Origin of the sequence: Vibrio sp. VP6 (genome assembly GCF_028823755.1) — a bacterium.
In the GTDB taxonomy this organism is placed as follows: Bacteria; Pseudomonadota; Gammaproteobacteria; order Enterobacterales; family Vibrionaceae; genus Vibrio; species Vibrio parahaemolyticus.
On sequence record NZ_JAPEID010000051.1, the window covers coordinates 11878 to 31277 of the forward strand.

Consider the following 19400-nt stretch of genomic DNA (forward strand, 5'->3'; position numbering starts at 1 on the left):
TAGCAGCAACTGTAACATTCAGCGGTATTGAGACAAAGCAATGGTTATATGCATTAGCGTTTCCGGCCGTTGTTACAGCACTGTTTATTGCTCGTCCTAGCTTAGTCAGAAAAAACTGATAGAGGAGAGCGTTTCAATGACATGTAATAGCAGCTCCTTGATTCCGAAAATGATAGATCATGCTCAAAAGAGTTTTGGCGTAGCCCGATTTAATGAAAACGTATTTGAATTTGATCTGTGTCTATGGACGCTTTTGAAAAGCCTGTCCAGCCTTTATCCGAAAGAAGTCTCCGAGCAATTTTCTCTTCCATTGGATACTGTGGCCGCTTTGGCTTCGGCAAGCGAAAGTCAACTCAAACTGTTGTCATCTGGTGCCATAATCTCCTTCAAACTCTCTGGTTGTGAAAAGGACTACATCGAGTACCTAGAAGGTCACTATGATCACGTCAGCCTTATAAATAATCAGGATGCAGGGCTCAGCTCCGCCTATTGGCTGCTCATGGGCCGAATAGCACATGACAATACGGACATAGCAGCCCAGATATTTGATGTAACTACATCCCTAACCAAATCGGTGGCCGCAGCCACCGACAACCAGCTTCGTAGCTTAGCCTGTGACAAGGATATGCCATTCGTAATCCGTTTCTCTCCCGAACTGGTGAAAGAAATTCTGGAGAGTGACGAATGCCACGTTACTCATCTCATCTTAAAAAAACATCAACAATCTTTAAGCACTGGAGGCAGATATGAGCTGTAACAGTAACTTGTCACGATGGGGCATAGCTAGGAATATGGCACTCATAGGCTACATAAGCCAAATTATCATGATCGAAACCGGGCTCACTTATAAGCAGATTCGCAGATTATACAAAGAACTCAAAGATGAAGGACTTACGATCCGTAGGAAGAGCCACAAAGTTCGTGGTGGTGCAACAATTATCCATAGTCACACCTCAAAGATAGAAGCATCACTGCTAATGCAGCTCTATTTTAATATCACAGGAAAAGCAGCATTGCGATCTATCAACATCAATACTCTTCATTCTGCGTATAAACTTTACAGCGCAGTCAGAAGTGAAACGCTTGGTATGCATGGAGCGCGCTGGCAGATGCTAGATATTACAGACGCATGGTGTTTAGCCCAAGAGCTGCGGTCTGGTGAAGCGATGATAGAGACATGTCCTAGCTGTAAGTGCAATTACTTTACATCAGTGAATCAACGAACATCTGTGAATTGCCCTTTCTGCTTAAGCTCACCACAAGCTAGTAGCACAAAAAAAGAAGCAACGATTACGACAGTTTGATGCCAAATACACCCCAAATGGGCAATTACAGGTGCGTAAGAATTTTAAATACTGAAATAGCATGAACCATTGAAAACGGAGGTATCATCTATGGTTCATCACCCCACATCAAGGTTTATCTCGTGTGTGCTTATTGTCACAATGTCACTGTTGCCAACCCACGGATATACAAATCAACCAACAAATCCTGCTAAGACTGGTCGAGAAGCTCAAAATTTTGGTCTTGAAATGGCCGCAGAGTTTGAGCAGCCCTCATATGAGGCTGGCAATGTTCACTTTAGCGGCGGTGAAGCCATCAATGTGAATGATCTTTTCCCTGGCACATCAGGCCAGAACGATGATCCGTTAAGTGACTATTTTGCAGACGGTACACAACCTAATGTGGACGCCCTGAAAAATATCTGGGACTCCAGTGATGGGATGGATGATGTAGGGAGCAACACTAAAAGCTCCCTGTGGCATGATGCTAACAGCGATAACCCTTCGGTTTCTGGAGCTGCTTATAAGGTTCTCCTCGATGCCACGAACCAGTCCAAGCCCGATTTCAGCAATGATCCGTTGATGAATCTTAGCCGAGAGACCTACGACAATATCGACATAATAGCCGAGGGGTTTGGGGATTGTTCGGCTGAAACCATTATCAAAGATAAAACCATTAAGTCACATGTGCCTGATTATTATACATGTGACCGACTGTATAAGCCTAAAGGTAACTGTGCTATCACTCATACGATAGAGATTGCCGCAGAGCCAGCTGATATTGTCTTTCTTATTGATAATTCGGGTTCAATGGGTGGGGTCATTCACGATTTAAGGAACAACGTAGGGGCTTTTGCTCAATTGCTAACACAAGATGGTAGTGATGATTTAAGGCTTGGAGGTGCTGTTTACAGGCACAGTGATTATATCTTTAATCGTGTGGAATTGACTCCGGATTTTAACGCTTTTAAAACTTGGCTAGATGGCGTGAATGCAGCTAGCGCACCTACTTACCCATTTGATGCTATTACATGGGCTGCGAATCATTACCAATGGCGTGGAGGGGATATTCGAAAGGTTCTTGTGTTAGTGGGGAACGATGATTCCGCTGGAAATAAGTCAGCAGCAATCTCTGCACTAGCTTCAAATCAAGTAGAGCTTTTTTCTTTTCACAACAGTGGGGAAGTAAAGAGCATTGGTACACCATTAGCTGATTACTTCTCAGGGCCTTTACTTTTAAAGTTTGCGCAGAATCTTACCGTTGTCTCCGATAGATGGACGCCTCAAAGTTGCATTGAGAATGGGATTGCTTCGTTAGAGGAGTTCTGTACGGGTTCTTATAGTGCTTCACCATCTAATGATGATACGTGCGTAATGCTTTCTGGCTTCCAAGTATGTAAAGGCGATCCTGTTTATAATTTACTTGGTGAACCGCCTTTGCCCAATGTACCGAAGTTAGCTGCACGAGTAGATGTCTCACAATTAGAATGTTCATTTAACCAGGGGCAAGGAACTTGTTGGTTCGATAAAGATGGCAACGAGCAATGTCTGGAAAATTACCAAGATATTGAGCAGTGTAAAAAATATGAAGATAACCCCCAATGTGGTTTCATTAGCTCAGAGTGTGTTGATGGAGCGAGAGGCTCACAAGGTAACTGTTATGTGCATGAAGAGAAATATGATTGTGGTTACGATGTAGAAGTACCTAGCTTAGAAAAAGAAACCGAGTATTCATGTGGTGGGCCAATCCGATGTATGGGGGATGATTGCCTTGATATAAACAAAACTCAGAGTGCTGATTTTGCAAGAGCTTCTGCATTGTTAAATGCGGCACAGTTCATGACTCAGGATATGAGCTGTGAAGATATTACAGGAGAGAACAACACATATTGTAAAGCGTTTAGCGGTGATCAAGGCGAGTGTAAGGTAGCGGTTGGCGGTGCTCAGGATTGTTGTGAAAAGCCTAGCGGCTTATCGATGGGGGATTATCTCACACTTATCATGTCAGTGCCGAAACTGGACGGTGCAATTCTTTCTCTTCAAGATGGCAGTGCAATAAAAGGTGCATATCAGGCTATCCGTGATCCTGCTATAAGTGGGTGGACAGAGATAACGAAACCTTTCACGTCTTATATGGAAAATATTACAGGTGCTATTGATAACTTTACTAAGCCAATAACCGACTTAGCTAAAGAGGCTATCCAAGCGTTAAAGGATGAAATCGCCAAAATTACAGGTAAGGCTCTTGGTAATGCATCTGCTACGGGGAGCACAGGTGTTGCTGTTGATGCACCCGAGGGGATGATGGAACAAATAGTCGGAGAACAAGCGGCGAGTATGCTCAGCGGCATTATGGCCGCATATACCGCTTACGTAGTGGCAATGATGATCATTCAGATTGTGTGGAAATGTGAAGAAGAAGAATTTGAGCTTAATGCAAAAAGAGCTTTGAATAGTTGCCATCAGGTTGGGTCATATTGCAAAACAAAAGTGCTTGGTGCTTGTATCGAGAAGCGCCAAACTTACTGTTGTTTCAGTTCGCCATTATCAAAAATTATCCAGCAACAAATCAGACCGCAGTTGGGGCTGAGTTGGGGTTCTGCGAAGGCTCCTCAATGTGACGGCATTCCTTTGAACCGTTTGGCTGAGGTTGACTGGGAGCAAGTAAACCTCGATGAATGGTTAGGATTGTTACAGGCGAATGGTAAGTTTCCAGAGTCATCTGCGATTGACCTTGATAGCTTAACTGGTGCTGGGAGTATTTTTAATACCGATGGCACTCGTTTGAATGCTGAGGATAGAGTTCATGCTCGCCTAGAGGGAGTTGATCTGGAAAAGGTTCGTAAGGATATAGCGGATTCAATCTTGCTGGACAAAGGAGCTGGGAACTAACAATTATAGATATGCGTCTGTGTTACTCTGAAATGACTAGTGCAGGCAAAGGGGGAACTATGGAATTATGGATTTGGTTGATTGGTCTTATCGCCACGATCGCCAGTGTCGGGGGGGTGTTTTGGTACGCAGGGCACTACCAAAGTAAGCCGAAACGGGATGTCTCTAAATGATCTCTAGAGTTAGGTATCGTGTTGTTTTCGGCAACCCTACTCGATATCTTTTCAAGCGGTAAGTTAATAAGTTCAGTTGCTTATAGTTAATTAGGGGCAGTACCAAGTGTACCGTTTTTAACTGTACCGTCTGGCTGGTACAGTTTTCAGCATTTACTTGTGGCTGGAATTTATACCACCCCTTGTAGCTTAAGCAACTTCGAGATATTTGGACTTACACCTAGTTTGGTGAAACTGTACCGATTCGCGACAAAACGGTACACCAACTCCTTGGGGTAACTGTACCGGTCGCTGATTCATTTGAGTCAACAATGCTGACTTGCAAAACAAACGAGGGTTTTCTTTCCAGGATAGGCTTCTTTCTCATTTCCTCAAGAAAGCTAAGTTTCTTGTAAATAAATCCGTAAATTAATCAATGTAAAAATAAGGGTGCTTAAGTTTACAGGAGGGGCTATGAGAATTGGCTATGCACGTGTCAGTACTGACGAGCAGGATACCTCACCTCAGATCGATGCGCTCAAGTTAGCTGGTTGTGAGCGGATCTACAGCGAGCACATCAGCGGAAAATCGAAAGAGAGGCCCGAGCTAGAGCGATTGCTAGATGCTGTGCGGAATGGTGACGTGGTGATAGTTCAGAGGCTTGACCGCTTGGGACGTAGCTTAAAGGATCTCATCGAGCTACTGGATTGTTTCAATCAGAGAGGGATTAAGTTCATATCGCTGAGTGAGAACATAGACACAACGACAGCAACAGGAGAGCTGGCCTTCCATATGATAGGAGCCATTGCTCAGTTTGAACGTCGCCTAATCTCGGAACGGACCAAAGTTGGTCTAGCTGCGGCCCGAGCGCGTGGCCGAAAGGGGGGGCGGAAAGCAAAAATGAGTAGCGCTGATGTTCGCAAGGCACAGGCTATGTTGCTTGATCCTACTGTAACAAAAACGGAAGTTGCAGAGCATTTTTGTGTCAGTAGACCGACATTGAATAAGTACTTAGGTCAGTAGCGTGTACGACATTTCTTACTGTTAAATTTCATGATTTTTGGGTTTTGTTTCATCTTTGTTTTGTTTTTTTCATATTGACGGTGTTAATTTCACTTATTGATATTTTTTTTCAGCTATGCTCTAATCTGAACATTAGACTTAAGGTGATTGAGATGTTGTTCATACCGGAAATTTTGAAAATTATTGAGGGAGGAGTTAAAAGCAACTCCTCTCAAGTTATTGCATATGCAGAGTTGCTTGCAGATAAGATGGAAAAAGAAGGGATGGATAGGCCTGCTAAGAACATAAGAAAGAAGCTATCTTCTCAGTCTGCTTCCGGACTGTCTTCGACGTCTGTAGCAAACATGCAAGGCGCGATTCTACCTGTTGATAGAGATAGTCGCTTGACTCTAGGTGATGAAACTTACCCATGTATCGATGATATATCTATAGAACTACCAACGTTTGTTGAGCAATCTGTAAGTGAGTTTTTATCTTTTATTGATAAAGCGCACTTATTAGCTGATGCGGGCGTTGGCATTACACCGTCAATGCTTATATATGGTCCTCCAGGCTGTGGAAAAACTCAATTAGCTAAGTACATATCTGCTCATTTGGGTCTACCTTTGATTACTGCACGAGGAGATACTCTAATATCATCATTTTTGGGGTCTACAGCAAAAAACTTGAGAAGCTTATTTGATCATGCAGCGCAGAGACCATGTGTATTATTCTTAGATGAATTTGATGCTTTTGCTAAAGCGCGAGACGATCAGCATGAGCTAGGTGAGCTAAAGAGAGTTGTTGTTAGCCTTTTGCAAAATATAGACGCTCTACCAGAGGGAACCATTTTGCTTGCGGCAACAAATCATGAAGATTTACTAGACCCAGCAGTTTGGCGACGCTTTGCATACAGAGTTCAAATCCCTCTTCCAGACATCGATACCAGAGAGAAGTTAATTCATGGTTTTCTTGGACAGTATTGTCCAGCGAATATTAAAACACTTGTTGAGATCACTGATGGGATGAGTGGAGCTTTAATTGAGCAGGCTTGTAAAGCGGAAATTCGTAATTCAATCATAAGTGGAAAGGATCAAATAAGTGTAGATTCACTGGTTTTAAAGTTGGTTGGTGAAATGTATCAGGATGTGATCCGCTCAGGGTTAAGTGTAGAAGAAAAAGCTATAAAGTTGAGGGAAAGGAATAAGAAAATATTTACTGTCAATCGCCTTTCCGCGTTGTTGGGGATTTCTGTAGGAAAAGTTTCAAAAATTACTTCCACAAAAGGCTAGGAGCTTATGAATAAAAAAGACAACCCTATTCAAGTAGTTTCGATTCGTGAAACTGATCATCGACCTCCAGGCCCGATGAGCTCTAATGATAAAATATTCGGGGATGGTGCAAGCAGGGAAAGACGCGCACAACTTGCAAAAGAAGTTAAGGAAGTATCAGATTACTTTAAGTTGTCTTTTAATAAGTGGCCGACCTTACCTGTAGTGGCAAAAGTTACGTTGAAAGAGGAAGCACTAGCAAAGTCTCATCGTCCTACAGCTCTTTTCTCCAAAACTACATGCCCAATTATCGGTACAATGGATTACGGTGAGCTATTAGTTAGTGCAACACAATCCGGACTTGATGCTTTACAACGTCGGATAAAAAACAATACGGCGAAAAAACAAACTGCAAACATTTCAGCGATAGAAAAAATAGAACCTTATATCGCAGGTGAATGGATTTCCCGTATTTTAAAAAATGACAGTAAAAAAGTTAAATTAAAGCTATTTGATCATAAGGATCAAGAAAGAAACGAGTCATTGGAAAAAGCTTTTTCAGAGTTTGTTGGTAACAATGAACTTAATGTAAACCGAGTTCGTTATGGTAAACAGGAAGTATTAACAGTAGACTTTCACAAGGGAATAGAGAAAAAATTGGCGGGTTTTGTTGGGTTAAGATCTGCTGCACCTATGCCAGAGTATTTTCCTTTAGATATGAATCTTCAGGTTACTCCTATTGCTAATGCTAACTTGGAACATTGTCCCGCACCTTTGGTGGGAGAGGATTACCCTGTGGTTGGCGTAATTGATTCTGGTGTTTGTCCGAAGTGCAGTCTTTTAGACCCTTGGATTGTTGCAAGAGAATCATATGTCCCTCTTGGTATGGAAGATTATGGTCATGGAACTATGGTCGCAGGGCTGGTAGTGAATAGCCACCGTATAAACCATAGTGATCCTGCCTTTCCGATGTCTCAGGCAAAAATTGTTGATGTTAATGTTTTTCCAAAAAACTCCAATGTTTCAGAAGAAGATTTAGTCGCGATAATTGAAGAAGTGGTAGTTAAATATCCGTCAGTTAAAGTATGGAACTTATCTTTAGGAGCATCTTGTCCTGTAGGTTGTAGTGAATTTTCTGACTTTGCTCGTTTTTTGGATGAAATGCATGATGAATATGGCTGTTTATTTGTTGTCGCGGCGGGAAACCAAAATGATGCCGCATTGTGGCCAACGACGTCAAAAGCTCCAACTTTAAATAGAATATCTTCGCCAGGGGACTCTATAAGAGCTTTGACTGTTGGCAGTATTGCCCATAAAGATACTCCAACGACCCTAGTCAAAATGGGAGAGCCATCTCCTTTTTCTCGCATTGGTCCTGGTCCCTGTTTTATCCCTAAACCAGAAGTCACTCATTACGGGGGCAACAATACCGCAGCTGGGAGCTTTGCCCAAACAGGTGTTTTGTCCATGGGGCCAAACAATATGATTTATGAGTCAATAGGAACAAGTTTTGCCACACCGATTGTAAGCAGCCAGGCGGCTTCTTTGCTTCATTATTTAAAAGGGCATAGTGTAGATGATATCCCGCCAGAGCGAATTAAAGCTTTAGTCATACACTCTGCTTTGTTAGCTAATCCTAAGGTTAACTCTGATTCTATAAATGGGCATGGTTTTGGTAAACCTTCCGATATCGTTGATATGTTATATTGCGATCCTCATTGTATAACACTGTTTTTTGAAACGGACTTAAAACATGGCGGTTTTGAGTTTGAACGGTATCCTTTTCCTATTCCGGACTGCATGCTAACTGATGAAGGTAAGTTTAAGGGGGAGATAGCTATGACATTAGTTTATTCTCCAATAACTGATGAAGACTACGCATCGGAATACTGCCGAACAAATGTAGATGCTGGTATGGGAAGCTATGATAAAGACGATGAGGGAAAAAGAAAGTTCCACTCTCGGGTTCCTGCTGCACCAAAGGATATAAGTAAGTTGTATGAGAAGTCACGAATTGAGCATGGCTTTAAATGGTCTCCTGTCAAAGCTTACCATCATATATTTCCGCAAGGTGTTAGTATTGATACATGGCGCTTGAAGTTGAAGGTCGAGCGACGAGCAGAAGAACAAAAGCCTGAAGTACCTCAGCGTGTATCATTAGTTGTTAGTTTAAGGGCTTTGGACCCTTCTCAACCTGTGTATAACGAAGCCATTAGGAAGATGAACCAATCTGGCTGGGTTACGCATGATATAGATGTTAATGTGAGAGTTAGACAGTAACGGAGTAATGTGCAGCACCTTTTGGGTGAGGTCTAAGGTAGTTAAAAGCAAAGGTAAAGAGAAGTGCAGCCTAGACAGGCTACTCAATCGTAGCCCAGTCTTAATGCTGCATTCTTTTGCTTTTATTGCTTTTATTGCTTTACTTGAGTCGCATTGGGATGTTTGCCTTGAGCAGGGGCTGGTTTGGGAATGAAAGTTACATCAATACCAACAGGTAAAGGCCAAGCTTTCCGTCTCTTCTGCATAGATTTGTTGGTGTAGAATACCTGATGTGACTTTTTGCAGCGTATAATTGCATAGCCAGCCGTTGCACTAACTACTTCACCCTGGCGTCTGGTGTTGATTTCATGCCTTTCTTTCCATTCAATAATGTCTGGAACAGAAGGAAGTCCCGATGCTAACATTTTACTTCGCCATAGCGTATGTTGAGAGCAGGCTATTCCCATCAGTTTGTCGTTGTCTATGACAGACAACAACTTTAAGTTGTTGGGATTGATCCAACGGATGACTTTTAAGCACTGTTCGTAATGTGCCACAACAGTATTTATGCTGTCATCGGAATCAAATAAATCTGTTGCTTTCCAGATCGGTTCATGATGTGCGATACGATTTCTAAGTTTATTGATTTCGAATAAGTTTGAGCTGATATGGTTAATACTCAAAGGTGTGCCGTTTAAGTCCTTAGCATATGGAAAAACTAAACTGTTAAGACTCGGCCAAAGCTCAATAATAGGAGGATTTGCAGGAGGTTGGCTTGAACGATGGTTTTTGTCCGTTAAGTGTACCCAAAAACCAAACGTTAGTTTTGCAATTAGATTATCAGGTGTAATAGCTTTCCCCTCTCTAACTAAATCCCCCTTAGCTTTAGTTATCTGTTGAAATGCTGGGCGATTATTTTGATTTGTATAAGAATTGCAAAACCAAAATCGGTCGATATTAGCTTTCTCTTTGGTCCAATCTTGCTGTTGAAAACTTGCTTCGACTAACTTCTCATGATATTCGATGTAAGCATTATTAATAGCATTGCGCAAAGAAACTTCTAATACTTGAAGCACGGGATAAAAGAGACCTGATAGCTGTTTGTTCCACGCATATAGTCCTAAGCTTTGTTCATCGCTTGCATCGCATAAGTTTGGCTTTTTGTAAGTAGAGAGTCGAGGGCTTGATAGTGTTTTAATTATTGATTCTACAGGCATATTAGTGTTCCGCTGTGATGATGATAAAGTATACCTATACTTCCGACGGTGAACAAACTACTTGACATAGGGCTGGGATTAGCTAGAATCCAACTATCGACGGAAACGTCACTAGATTGAAAGCGCGGTACAGTGTGAAGCTGGTTGGTCTTAGACCCCGTTAGCGAGATATTTTCGAAGGGCTCCTTTTAGGAGCCTTTTTCGATCTAACTTTCCTATCCTGCCTACTTGCATCTTGTTAACTGCACTCTGTTTCTATTTATTAGGTCCAAACTTCTAATTGGTTAAGCTTGGATTAGTTCCTCAATGTCCGCTTTTAGAAAATGAACTGACGTCTTTTATTTTTGTTTTATCTCAATAAATCGTGTTTTTATGATGTCTTGTGAGGTTTTTCACTGACTTGATCTAGTTGTTTTAATCTTTGGAGTGAATTGAATTTTTCATGCACGCGATTTGGGAAAAGCTCAGTGTAAATTTGCCAAAGTGTGTTTAGATTTCTATGACCAGTCACTTGAGCTACTTCTTCAATGGAAAAACCTTGTTCAAATAAACGGCTTGCTCCTTCTCTCCTAAGATCATGATATCTAAGGTCTTGGATCCCTAGTGAGCTTCTTACACGTTGGAAGCCTGCGGAAACACTTTTGCTGTTGTAGGGGAAGATACGGTCGCAAGTTTTAGGCTGTCTATTCAAGATTTCCCAGGCTTCTCCTAAAAGTGGAACCCACATATGATTCCCTTCTTTTTTACGAGGGTCTTTACGATCCCGTACCTTAACAGCTCTAGTTCCTTCGTCTACGTCTTCCCATAGAATTTTGCACACTTCTCCAATCCGCATACAGCTCAAAATAGAAAAATCTAGAATATCTAAAAATGGGATATGAGCGGCACGATGTTCTTGTCTTCTCCGAAGTTCTACTTTGATTCTGTTCAGCTCTGACGTTTCAGGGCGTCGGCTTCTTCGGTTTGATTTAGCAATTAGATTGTGTTGATAAAGAGTATAGTAAGCTTCCTGTACGACAGAATCGTTAACATCTATACCAAAAATTGGCTTTGCTGCTCTAAGAACACTGCGAAGATATGAAATATCACCGGACACTGTTTGAGGGCTTGTTCCCGCGTCATTACGATCTTTACAGTGCTGAACAAGGTTGGCTACGGTCAACTTGTTCGCTTGTATTTTCGCTAATTCTGTATCAATTAGCATGTTAAGACCGTAACGTTTTGAACGACCAATACCTTTCGCAATGTGAGGTTCATTTAAGTACATGATGATCAGCTCTCGAAGAGTAACTTCTGGGGTTTTACCTGGTAGGCCATGCGTTTCGAGTTTAGATACAAGCGCCGTCCCCCATGCTTTTGCGTCGGCTTTTTTCCCGAAAGTACGAGATTCACGATATACTACGTCATTACCTTTTTTTAATCGAACAACACATCTATATCGCAGTACCCCTTTGCTGGTTTTACGTCTCTCCAATGTAAAGCTGGCCATCTATGGTTCCTTGATAGTTGTTCGAATGCGTGCCCCATATGATACTGGGATACATATGGGGCACGCAATAGCGAAAAATGATTGAGAATAATTGAAAATGAACCGAGAACAGAAAATAGATAATTCTTTGCAAAATATAGACTTGTCTAGTAATATTGATGTGTCAAAGAGTGGGAGATTTAGCGTAGCACCCATGTTGGATTGGACCGATCGTCATTGTCGCTACTTCCATCGCTTAATGACCAAAGAAACCCTGTTGTACACTGAAATGGTGACGACAGGTGCGATCATTCATGGAAAAGGAGATTTCCTCGCTTACAACGAAGAGGAGCATCCGTTAGCCCTTCAGTTGGGTGGTTCAAACCCAGAAGATTTGGCCAAGTGTGCCAAGTTGGCGCAAGAACGTGGCTACGATGAAATCAACCTAAATGTGGGGTGTCCATCTGATCGTGTGCAAAACGGTCGCTTTGGTGCTTGCCTGATGGCGGAGCCGCAATTGGTCGCGGACTGTGTCGCTGCAATGAAAGAGGTGGTTGATGTTCCTGTTACGGTTAAAACACGTATCGGCATTGACGATCAAGATTCTTATGAGTTCCTAACGGACTTCGTATCGATCGTCTCTGAGAAAGGCGGCTGTGAGCAGTTCACTATTCACGCACGTAAAGCGTGGCTAAGTGGTCTGAGCCCGAAAGAAAACCGCGAGATTCCGCCGCTGGACTACCCACGTGCTTACCAATTGAAGCAAGATTTTTCTCATTTAACTATTGCTATTAATGGTGGTGTGAAATCTCTGGAAGAAGCAAAAGTGCACCTCCAGCACCTAGATGGTGTGATGATTGGTCGCGAAGCTTACCAAAGCCCTTACTTGCTTGCCTCGGTAGACCAAGAACTGTTTGGTTCTAATGCTCCGGTGAAGAAGCGCAGTGAAATTGTTGAAGAGATGTACCCATACATTGAAGCGCAGCTTGCGAAAGGTGCGTATCTTGGTCATATCACTCGTCACATGTTGGGTTTGTTCCAAAATATGCCGGGTGCTCGCCAATGGCGTCGTCACATCAGTGAAAATGCGCACAAGCCAGGTTCTGGCCTAGAAGTGCTACAGGATGCGTTAGCGAAGATTCCAAAAGAGCTGAATGTGTAAAATTCACCAGTGGTTGGCTAAAAATACCAACTTACGGACAGCGAAGCCAGAGCGCAGAAATGCCTCTGGCTTTATTTTTATTTAGAAATCATAACCTTAATTTGTTTTGGATAAGTTGGTATGGAAACTGCTCTAGTCGTTTAAAACAAATGGAGAAGTGATTATGTTGGAGCTGATCTTTATTTTAGTATTTGCCGCGACCTTATTAGTAACAGGCATCACGATGATGACAGTGTTCGCAGCAACAGGTATTGCGTTGGTTGTGATGTTTTTACTTGGCATGATCGGCGCGGTACTCAAACTATTACCATGGCTGATAGTCATCGCATTGGGTATTTGGTTCTTTAAAAACTTCGTTGCCCAACCGCGTTATAAATAGTCGGGTATAGACGATTTAGTTGATAGCGAGGCGTGAGAGTATGGTATATTTCCCCTCACGCCCTCATTGTTGAATATCAGCTATCTCGGAGTACACATTCCATGACAAATAAAGCGACCATCGCTTTAACAGCATTATCATTAGCCGCATCTCTTCCTACATTCGCAGAATCTTCTTTTTCCGCAAAAGTGGGGGCAGAAGTATGGGGTGCAGATACAAAAGTTAATGAAGTAAGAAGAGATAGCAGTACAACGGGTACTTTTTACGCTGCCATTGAGCACGATGTGAAATACGTACCGAATGCACGTCTACGTTACTCAAGTGTTGATGCCGATTACATGGGCTTTGATAAACTCGATTTAACCATGTACTACCAAGTGCTAGACCATGATCTATTGCATTTTGATGCGGGTGTTACATTCAGCAATCTAAGCGATACGAAATACATTGATGCTGGTACAAATAAGCGTACTGAAGAGTTTGATGAGCTTATCTGGGCTTGGTACGGCTACGCAGAGATCCAAGTGCCTAATACGAACTTTGATGTGATTGGTGAAATGAACTTTGGTGACAACAAAGGCATCAAGAGCACGGACTTAATGGCTGGCATTCAATACCATGTGCCACTACAAGACGCTCAGTTGGCTTTCCGTGGTGGATACCGCGTGATCGATTTAGAGTCGGAAGTGTTTCTCTCAAGCTTAGGTAAAGAGTTTATCTTCGCAAATGGCTTCTTTGTTAGCGCGGAATACTCATTTTAATTCGATTCCTTTCTTCAGTTTTAAAAACGCCACGATATAAGTGGCGTTTTTTTATACCACTTCATTATATCTATTCGAATTTCTCTCCCTATTTTGTTCAGGTAGACCATGCTTATTTAGGAGCAATGGGAAAGTTAGAGCAGGGATAGCGATGACAATAAATGAACTAAGACATCTATTTCGTGAAAACCAGCTTGTTGAAGCCATTATTGAGCCAGCAATCCAAGAAGGTGGATGGGTTGTTGAGTTTAGGCATGCGCGAGGTGGTTTCGTGTTTCTGACCGACAGTCACGGTGAAGAATGTTTGTATGAAGATTTAGATGCCGCCTCAAAATCAGCCATGGCGGTGGGCTTTCAACAAGTCCGCATCGAAGATCGCTGAGCAAAAAGTAAGCCGTTCTTACTTCCAAAAAGTTATAAAACATTCACTTCTATTCTTTCTTGTTATTAAGGAGAGTGGGTACTCTATCGTCACGCAATGAATAGGGATGTCGTGATAATGTCTTTTCAAAAGAATGAGTATTCTCACAAGAATGTGTCTGAAGATAATAATGGGCAAGGCGGAAATCCTCCGATCGCAAGCCCTCTGAATGACCAACAATTTAATTCACTCCAACAAACTGTCTCTGAGTTGTCTTCGCAGCAACTTGCTTGGGTCAGTGGGTACTTTTGGGGTTTAGCTCAACATCAACCAAGTGCGGCGGCAACACCAATCGCCCAAGCAGCTGCCGCAGTATCAGCAAAGCCTGCCGGTAAGTTGACCATCATTTTTGCTTCTCAAACCGGTAACGCAAAAGGTGTTGCTGAAGCGTTGGAACAAGAAGCAAAAGCAGAAGGAATTGCAGTAGAGCTGTTTGACGCAAGCGACTACAAAGGCAAAAACTTAGCCAAAGAAACGCACGTCATCATTGTTGCTTCTACCAACGGTGAGGGTGAAGCGCCAGACAATGCCATTGAGCTGCACGAGTTCTTACAATCTAAGAAAGCGCCTAAGCTATCAAATCTTCAATATGGTGTGATTGCATTGGGTGATTCTAGTTATGAGTTCTTCTGCCAAACTGGTAAAGACTTTGACACTTACTTAGCAAAACTGGGCGCGACGTCTTTTATTGAGCGTATTGACTGCGATGTTGATTACGAAGCGGCAGCGGAAGAATGGCGCAAGAATGCGCTAGGTAAAGTTAAAGAGACACTATCTTCTGGCAATGAAGCGGAAATTGTTCAACTTCCTGTAGGACAAGCGGCAGCTTCACATTCTCAGTACAACAAACAAAATCCATACACAGCGACGTTACTCACCAGCCAAAAGATCACGGGTCGAGACTCGGGTAAAGATGTTCGCCATATCGAAATCGATCTAGATGGTTCGGGTCTGACATACCAACCAGGTGATGCTTTGGGTGTGTGGTACGAAAACAGCTCTGAGCTTGCTAATGAAATTCTAGGTAAAGTTGGTTTGTCTGGTGTTGAAACAGTTGACGTTGATGGTGAAAGCTTATCGATTCACAGTGCTTTAGTGAGTAAGTTCGAGATCACGACATCTAACCCACAGCTAGTGGCCAAGTTTGCCGAGTTATCTGGTAGCAAGAAACTACAAAAACTGGTGGAAGATAAAGACAAGCTTCGTGAGTACTCAGCCAACACTCAAATTGTTGATGTATTCACAGAGAAGAAAACCAAACTGACCGCGGATGAGTTAGTTGGTTTATTGCGCCGTTTGACGCCTCGTCTTTACTCTATTGCTTCTAGCCAAGCTGAAGTGGATGAAGAAGTACACCTTACCGTCGGGTTGGTTGAATATGACCACAACGATGAAAAACGTTACGGTGGCGCATCGAGCTTCTTGGCTCAACGTCTAGAAGAAGGCGGTGACGTAAAAGTATTTGTTGAGCACAACAATAACTTCAAACTGCCAGAAGATGATAATACACCGATCATTATGGTTGGGCCGGGCACTGGTATTGCGCCATTCCGCAGCTTTATTCAAGAGCGTGAAAACCGCGATGCTGAAGGTAAAAACTGGTTATTCTTTGGTGATCGCACGTTCACACAAGATTTCTTGTACCAAGTGGAATGGCAAAAATACCTTAAGTCGGGAGTGTTAAGCCGCTTAGATGTTGCTTTCAGTCGTGACCAAGTAGAAAAAGTTTATGTACAGCACCGCATTTTAGAAAATGCCGCGCAAGTATGGCAGTGGATTCAAGATGGCGCTTACATCTATGTATGTGGTGATGCGACTCGTATGGCGAAAGATGTCCATGACGCATTGGTCATTGTTGCGGAGCAAGAAGGCAAGATGCCGCGTGACGATGCAGAACAATTTATTAATGATTTACGTAAAGCGAAACGTTATCAGAGGGATGTGTACTAATGACTTTTTCTACTGAAAATAACAAGCAGATTGTATTAGGCGAAGAGCTAGGGCCACTATCTGATAACGAACGCCTAAAAAAACAAAGCAATCTATTACGTGGAACCATCGCCGAAGATTTGCAAGACCGAATCACTGGCGGCTTTACAGCGGATAACTTCCAACTTATTCGTTTCCACGGTATGTATCAGCAAGACGATCGCGATATCCGTAATGAGCGTACCAAACAAAAGCTTGAGCCTCTTCATAACGTGATGCTTCGTGCTCGTATGCCTGGCGGTATTATTACGCCAACACAATGGCTGGCGATCGACAAGTTTGCTACAGAACACTCGTTATATGGAAGTATTCGCCTGACGACACGTCAAACGTTTCAGTTCCATGGCGTACTAAAACCAAATATCAAGTTGATGCACCAAACGCTAAACAGCATCGGTATTGATTCAATCGCGACAGCAGGAGACGTTAACCGTAACGTACTGTGTACCACGAACCCGGTAGAGTCTGAATTGCATCAAGAAGCTTACGAGTGGGCGAAGAAGATCAGTGAACACCTTCTACCTAAAACTCGCGCGTATGCTGAAATTTGGTTAGACGGAGAAAAAGTCGAATCGACTGAAGAAGATGAGCCGATCCTGGGCAAAACTTACTTACCACGTAAGTTCAAAACAACCGTAGTCATTCCTCCACAAAATGATGTGGATGTCCACGCGAACGATTTGAACTTCGTTGCGATTGCCGATAACGGCAAATTGGTTGGCTTTAATGTGCTAGTGGGTGGTGGTTTGGCGATGACACATGGCGATACGTCGACTTACCCACGTCGAGCTGATGACTTTGGTTTCATTCCTCTAGAAAAAACCTTAGATGTCGCGGCTGCGGTTGTAACAACTCAGCGTGACTGGGGTAACCGTTCAAACCGTAAAAACGCTAAAACCAAATACACACTCGACCGCGTCGGTACAGATGTCTTTAAAGCAGAAGTAGAAAAACGTGCGGGCATTCAGTTTGAAGCTAGCCGCCCGTATGAGTTCACTGAACGTGGTGACCGTATTGGTTGGGTAGAAGGTATCGATGGTAAATTCCACTTGGCGTTATTTATCGAGAATGGTCGATTGCTGGATTATCCGGGTAAGCCGCTGAAAACGGGCGTCGCTGAAATCGCGAAGATCCACAAAGGTGACTTCCGTATGACCGCCAACCAAAACTTAATTGTTGCGGGTGTACCTAAAAGCGAAAAAGCGAAGATTGAAAAGATCGCTCGTGAACATGGCTTAATGGATGACAATGTCAGCGAGCAGCGTAAAAACTCAATGGCGTGTGTGGCATTCCCAACTTGTCCTCTAGCGATGGCAGAAGCTGAACGCTTCCTCCCTCAGTTTGTCACGGATGTTGAAGGCATTCTGGAAAAACACGGATTGCCAGAAAATGACAATATCATTCTGCGCGTGACCGGGTGCCCAAATGGTTGTGGCCGTGCGATGTTGGCTGAAATTGGTCTGGTAGGTAAAGCGCCGGGTCGTTACAACTTACATTTGGGGGGGAATCGTGCTGGTACACGTGTACCTAAAATGTATAAAGAGAACATCACGGATAAACAAATCCTAGAAGAGATTGATCTGCTGGTGGCTCGATGGTCGAAAGAGCGTGAGGAAGGCGAAGCCTTTGGCGATTTCACCATTCGTGCAGGCATCATTCAAGAAGTGTTCGTATCAAAGAGGGACTTCTATGCTTGATTCTGTGGCTTCCAAACCGGAGCTGGCGGAGTTACTGACATTAACAAAGACGGAGCAAATTCTCCGTCTTGCACAAATCAATGTCGAACTTGAACCGCTGTCGGCACAAGAGCGAGTAAAGTGGGCTTTGGAAAATCTGGATGGAGAGTTTGCGGTATCCTCAAGCTTTGGTATCCAAGCCGCTGTCATGCTTCATCTTGTGACTCAAGAAAAACCTGATATCCCAATTATTCTTACGGATACCGGATATCTGTTTGCAGAAACGTACCGCTTTATTGATGAGTTGACAGAAAAACTCAACCTTAATCTAAAAGTTTATCGAGCGGAGCAAAGTGCTCAATGGCAAGAAGCACGTTATGGCAAATTATGGGAGCAGGGTGTTGAGGGGATCGAGAAGTACAACAAAATAAATAAAGTCGAACCAATGCGTCGTGCATTGAAAGAACTTAATGTTGGAACATGGTTTTCAGGTTTACGTAGAGAGCAAAGTAAATCACGAGCGGGTTTACCGATACTGTCGATTCAAAATGGCGTGTTTAAGTTTCTGCCCGTAATCGATTGGACTAATAAAGATGTTCACTACTACCTCGAGCAACATGGTCTTACCTATCACCCACTTTGGGAAGAAGGTTACTTGTCTGTTGGGGATACACATACGACACGTAAATGGGAGCCAGGAATGTCAGAGGAAGAGACTCGCTTCTTTGGTTTAAAGCGTGAATGTGGACTTCATGAAGATGATGGTAATGAACAAGATGGTTCAGGTATCTAGTTACAGATATATCTATCTATAGAAGAAAGCTGCGATCATGCAGCTTTCTTTATTTATAGGCATAAGTAATGGAATTAAAAATACACATTTTAGGATAACTCTGTGGATAAGTTGTTTGATAGTTTTGGGTAAAGTTGGATAAATAAAGCTTTGGGCGAAAAGTCGTCGTTTAATCATTATTTTTGCAATTTTTGCAAAATAACACTTGCCAATGTGAGCGCGATCTCTATAATGCCACCTCGTCGACAGGGCAAGGGCTCGCAAGGGTTTCAGCAAGGTTGGCAAGGCTAGAAAGAAAAACGAAATAATTTTAAAAAAGTGTTTGACACAATAAATTATCTCGCTAGAATGGCCGCCTCTTCCGAAGTGATGTGAATCACAAAGAAGAATAGCTCTTTAACAATATAGACCTATCAATCTGTGTGGGCACTCGTTGATGATAATCCAATTCGATACTTCGGTATCAAATTAGGTTTCAATGAAACGAAGTGACCATTCGAATTGGGAAGCAGCCTTGAGCTGTTTTGTTTCACTTTTTCAAAAGTGAAAACCAATAAGAGCACAGTCAATTCAAACATTACTTTATGTAATGTTCAGTATTCATTGAGCCGAACAAAACTTTAAATTGAAGAGTTTGATCATGGCTCAGATTGAACGCTGGCGGCAGGCCTAACA

15 protein-coding genes are annotated in these 19400 nt (G+C 42.7%); 13 read left to right on the forward strand and 2 right to left on the reverse strand.

Annotated features, from left to right (window positions below):
• The first annotated feature begins 136 nt into the window (after positions 1-136).
• The 6 genes from OU793_RS21795 to iteS all read left to right on the forward strand — a co-directional run bounded on the left by OU793_RS21795 (position 137) and on the right by iteS (position 8880).
• Positions 137-757 (forward strand): hypothetical protein, encoded by a 621-nt coding sequence (locus OU793_RS21795; protein WP_000128321.1) that lies wholly within the window; start codon positions 137-139, stop codon positions 755-757.
• A gap of 34 nt (positions 758-791) precedes the next feature.
• Complete coding sequence (locus tag OU793_RS21800) at positions 792-1304, forward strand: FlhC family transcriptional regulator (RefSeq protein WP_236111104.1); 513 nt, start codon at positions 792-794, stop codon at positions 1302-1304.
• Between the two features lie 90 nt (positions 1305-1394).
• On the forward strand, positions 1395-4175 hold the full coding sequence (traN, locus tag OU793_RS21805) for a conjugal transfer mating pair stabilization protein TraN (protein ID WP_000233384.1): 2781 nt from the start codon (positions 1395-1397) through the stop codon (positions 4173-4175).
• Between the two features lie 626 nt (positions 4176-4801).
• Complete coding sequence (locus tag OU793_RS21810) at positions 4802-5350, forward strand: recombinase family protein (RefSeq protein WP_001219760.1); 549 nt, start codon at positions 4802-4804, stop codon at positions 5348-5350.
• Positions 5351-5502: 152 nt separating this feature from the next.
• The gene (locus tag OU793_RS21815; RefSeq protein WP_033838957.1) at positions 5503-6621 is read left to right on the forward strand and encodes an AAA family ATPase; all 1119 of its coding nucleotides are present in this window, start codon (positions 5503-5505) and stop codon (positions 6619-6621) included.
• A gap of 6 nt (positions 6622-6627) precedes the next feature.
• A complete protein-coding gene (gene iteS / locus OU793_RS21820; protein ID WP_001034302.1) occupies positions 6628-8880 on the forward strand; it encodes a S8 family anti-phage peptidase IteS in 2253 nt (750 codons plus the stop codon).
• 131 nt (positions 8881-9011) lie between these two features.
• On the opposite strand, the gene OU793_RS21825 is transcribed toward iteS, so the two are convergent.
• Positions 9012-10076 carry an Abi family protein gene (locus OU793_RS21825; RefSeq protein ID WP_001143855.1) on the reverse strand — a complete coding sequence of 355 codons (1065 nt, stop codon included), beginning with the start codon at positions 10074-10076 and terminating at the stop codon, positions 9012-9014.
• Positions 10077-10446: 370 nt separating this feature from the next.
• Complete coding sequence (locus tag OU793_RS21830; protein WP_000146090.1) at positions 10447-11565, reverse strand: site-specific integrase; 1119 nt, start codon at positions 11563-11565, stop codon at positions 10447-10449.
• A gap of 160 nt (positions 11566-11725) precedes the next feature.
• Here OU793_RS21830 and dusA point away from each other — a divergent pair, with 160 nt between their 5' ends.
• The 7 genes from dusA to OU793_RS21865 all read left to right on the forward strand — a co-directional run bounded on the left by dusA (position 11726) and on the right by OU793_RS21865 (position 18725).
• Complete coding sequence (gene dusA / locus OU793_RS21835) at positions 11726-12706, forward strand: tRNA dihydrouridine(20/20a) synthase DusA (protein ID WP_140114788.1); 981 nt, start codon at positions 11726-11728, stop codon at positions 12704-12706.
• Positions 12707-12869: 163 nt separating this feature from the next.
• Positions 12870-13085, forward strand: coding sequence for an envelope stress response protein PspG (pspG, locus tag OU793_RS21840; RefSeq protein WP_005496590.1), 216 nt, complete (start codon positions 12870-12872; stop codon positions 13083-13085).
• Between the two features lie 101 nt (positions 13086-13186).
• Positions 13187-13846, forward strand: a complete 660-nt coding sequence (locus OU793_RS21845; protein WP_005455819.1) for a TIGR04219 family outer membrane beta-barrel protein — start codon at positions 13187-13189, stop codon at positions 13844-13846.
• Between the two features lie 151 nt (positions 13847-13997).
• A complete protein-coding gene (locus OU793_RS21850; RefSeq protein WP_005455817.1) occupies positions 13998-14228 on the forward strand; it encodes a hypothetical protein in 231 nt (76 codons plus the stop codon).
• A 117-nt stretch (positions 14229-14345) separates the two neighbouring features.
• Complete coding sequence (locus OU793_RS21855) at positions 14346-16217, forward strand: assimilatory sulfite reductase (NADPH) flavoprotein subunit (protein WP_140116504.1); 1872 nt, start codon at positions 14346-14348, stop codon at positions 16215-16217.
• Positions 16217-17953 (forward strand): assimilatory sulfite reductase (NADPH) hemoprotein subunit, encoded by a 1737-nt coding sequence (gene cysI / locus OU793_RS21860; protein WP_015297344.1) that lies wholly within the window; start codon positions 16217-16219, stop codon positions 17951-17953. Before OU793_RS21855 ends, cysI begins: the two co-directional genes overlap by 1 nt.
• On the forward strand, positions 17946-18725 hold the full coding sequence (locus OU793_RS21865; RefSeq protein WP_005477371.1) for a phosphoadenylyl-sulfate reductase: 780 nt from the start codon (positions 17946-17948) through the stop codon (positions 18723-18725). The genes cysI and OU793_RS21865 overlap by 8 nt, the downstream gene beginning before the upstream one ends.
• Positions 18726-19400 lie beyond the last annotated feature (675 nt).